The following is a 1,973-nucleotide window of genomic DNA, read 5'->3' as shown; positions in this document are numbered from 1 at the left end:
CCGGCCGGCGGAGCAGCCGGCCGGGACGAGCAGGACGAGCACCAGCAGGGCGCGCCGGATCATTTCTGCCAGAACTGGATGCCGCTCCAGGTGACGTCGGCCGGCCCGGCGCCGCTGGCGGTCCGGTACGCGCCGAACTTGTCGTAGTACCCGCCGCTGCCGCCGGTCTGCGAGTGCCGGTTGGATCCGTTGATGTACGTGCGGTGCGCCCCGTTGCCGGTGTTGTGCACGGTGTTGACCCGGACCTGGGTCCCGACCGTCGCGCCGGTGGCCAGGGTGGCGCCGCCGTGCACCGCGTAGAGGCGGCCGCCGCGTTCCACCGCGAGCATGAAGAACGGGCCGTCCGGGCCGAAGGTCTGCTTCAGGCTGATCCGCGAGCCGGGCATGGTCGTGATCCGGAAGTACCCCTCGAACTGGCGTACGCCGGAGCTGTAGGTGGCGTACCGGCGCTCGGCGCGCTGGTCGCCGCTCGCCGTAGCGCAGGTGAGCCGGAAGGTCAGGCCGCTGACCGTGCCGCAGCCTCGTTCCTGCACGTCGAAGGACGGGGAATAGGACGTCCAGGGGCCGGTCTCCAGGGGCGCGGCGGACGCGGGTGACGGCGCTGCGGTCAGCGCGAGTACGACGGCCAGGACAGCTGTTCGCTTTCTCATGGATCCTCCACTCGAAGCAGGACGCCGTTCACATATATAGACGCATTCACGTCAGTGGAAGGCATCGACAGCTGTAACTGTGCGAGACGGCCGCCCGGAAAGCAATAGGCTGCCGGGATGCGGAGCATCGTCGTGCACATGCAGACCACGCTGGACGGGCGGATCGCCGGGGCGGACGGGCAGTTCTGGGAGCCGTTCCCATGGGGCGAGCCCGAGTCCGCCTACCTCAACGGCTTCTTCCGGCAGGCGGACACCTGGGCCATGAGCCGGGTCATGTACGACGCGATCGTGCCCTGGTGGGAGACCGTGGCCCGCGGAGAGCTGCCCGACGACGTGGCCGAGCTCGGGCCGGCCGACCGGGAGTTCGCGCAGCTCCTGGCCGGGATGCGCAAGGTCGTCTTCTCCCGGTCCCGGCCCGGCGCCCTCAGCGGTGACCTGGTCACCGGCCTGCGCGCGCTGGACGGCCGGATCGTGCTCTCCGCCGGACCGGCCACGCTCGGTCCGCTGCTCGACGCGGACGGTCTCGTCGACGAGCTGCTGCTCGCGGTGCACCCGGTGGTGCTCGGGGAGGGCCCGGGACTGTTCGACCACGCCACCGCCGGACGGGCGCTGCGGCTGGTGGAGAGCAGGCCGTTCGACGGTGGCGCGGTCGTGCTGCGCTACGCCGCCGGCACCGGCTCACCGCGGTAGGTGCCGAACGACCACAGGTTGCCCTCCGGGTCGCGGACGGCGAACTCCCGCGAGCCGTAGTCGGTCACGTTCAGCTCGCGGGTCACGGTCGCCCCGGCCTTCACGGCCCGGTCGTGCAGGCCGTCCGGGTCGTCGGTGACCACGTACGCGCCGAAGGTGCCCGGTCGCAGCGCCCACGGGTCGTCCGGGTCGTCGCGGTGCGAGCCCAGCATGATGCCGCCGCCCGGGGGCCAGGCCAGCTCGGCGTGCGCGACCTGGTCGCCCTCGCCGTACACGGCGACCTCCACGAAGCCGAAGGCGTCGACGAGGAAACGGATCAGGGCCCGGGCGTCGCGGGCCCGCAGGGTGGGCCACACCTGCGGTGGCGGGGTCTTCGGATCAGTCATGCCCCTCATCCTGCGCTCCGGAGCGCGGATGGTCTTGGACGAAAGTGAACTCGTCGGCGAGCCACCGCGACGGCGAGCAGCCGGCCAGGGACCGGAACTCGCGGGCCAGGTGCGCCTGGTCGTAGAAGCCGGTGTCGGCGGCCAGCCGGGCCAGCGGCGTGCCCGGGGTCAGCCGGCGCCGGGCCCGGTCGAAGCGGACCACCCGGGCGGCCTCCTTGAGCCCGAGGCCGGTCTCGACCCGGAACCG

General features: G+C 72.4%; 4 protein-coding genes. 1 reads left to right on the top strand and 3 read right to left on the bottom strand.

Translation table 11 applies throughout. The features are described from left to right. Nucleotides 1–59 precede the first annotated feature (59 nt). A complete protein-coding gene (locus AB0C29_RS45905; protein ID WP_360834316.1) occupies nt 60–650 on the bottom strand; it encodes a hypothetical protein in 591 nt (196 codons plus the stop codon). 117 nt (nt 651–767) lie between these two features. Here AB0C29_RS45905 and AB0C29_RS45900 point away from each other — a divergent pair, with 117 nt between their 5' ends. Beyond that, the gene (locus tag AB0C29_RS45900; RefSeq protein ID WP_360834314.1) at nt 768–1,340 is read left to right on the top strand and encodes a dihydrofolate reductase family protein; all 573 of its coding nucleotides are present in this window, start codon (nt 768–770) and stop codon (nt 1,338–1,340) included. Here AB0C29_RS45900 and AB0C29_RS45895 read toward each other — a convergent pair. Further along, complete coding sequence (locus AB0C29_RS45895; RefSeq protein ID WP_360553338.1) at nt 1,310–1,726, bottom strand: VOC family protein; 417 nt, start codon at nt 1,724–1,726, stop codon at nt 1,310–1,312. The genes AB0C29_RS45900 and AB0C29_RS45895 overlap by 31 nt on opposite strands. After that, nucleotides 1,719–1,973 (bottom strand): helix-turn-helix domain-containing protein (locus tag AB0C29_RS45890; RefSeq protein WP_360834312.1); only part of this gene is annotated, 255 nt, incomplete at its 5' end. The genes AB0C29_RS45895 and AB0C29_RS45890, both read right to left, overlap by 8 nt.

Origin of the sequence: Actinoplanes sp. NPDC048791 (assembly GCF_040650095.1) — a bacterium.
Classification (GTDB): Bacteria; Actinomycetota; Actinomycetes; order Mycobacteriales; family Micromonosporaceae; genus Actinoplanes.
This window is presented reverse-complemented; position numbering and strand designations above follow the sequence as displayed.

Coding starts and splice junctions, on each gene's coding strand:
- AB0C29_RS45905 (WP_360834316.1), bottom strand. CDS start 650: ATGAGAAAGCGAACAGCTGTCCTGGCCGTCGTACTCGCGCTGACCGCA.
- AB0C29_RS45900 (WP_360834314.1), top strand. CDS start 768: ATGCGGAGCATCGTCGTGCACATGCAGACCACGCTGGACGGGCGGATC.
- AB0C29_RS45895 (WP_360553338.1), bottom strand. CDS start 1,726: ATGACTGATCCGAAGACCCCGCCACCGCAGGTGTGGCCCACCCTGCGG.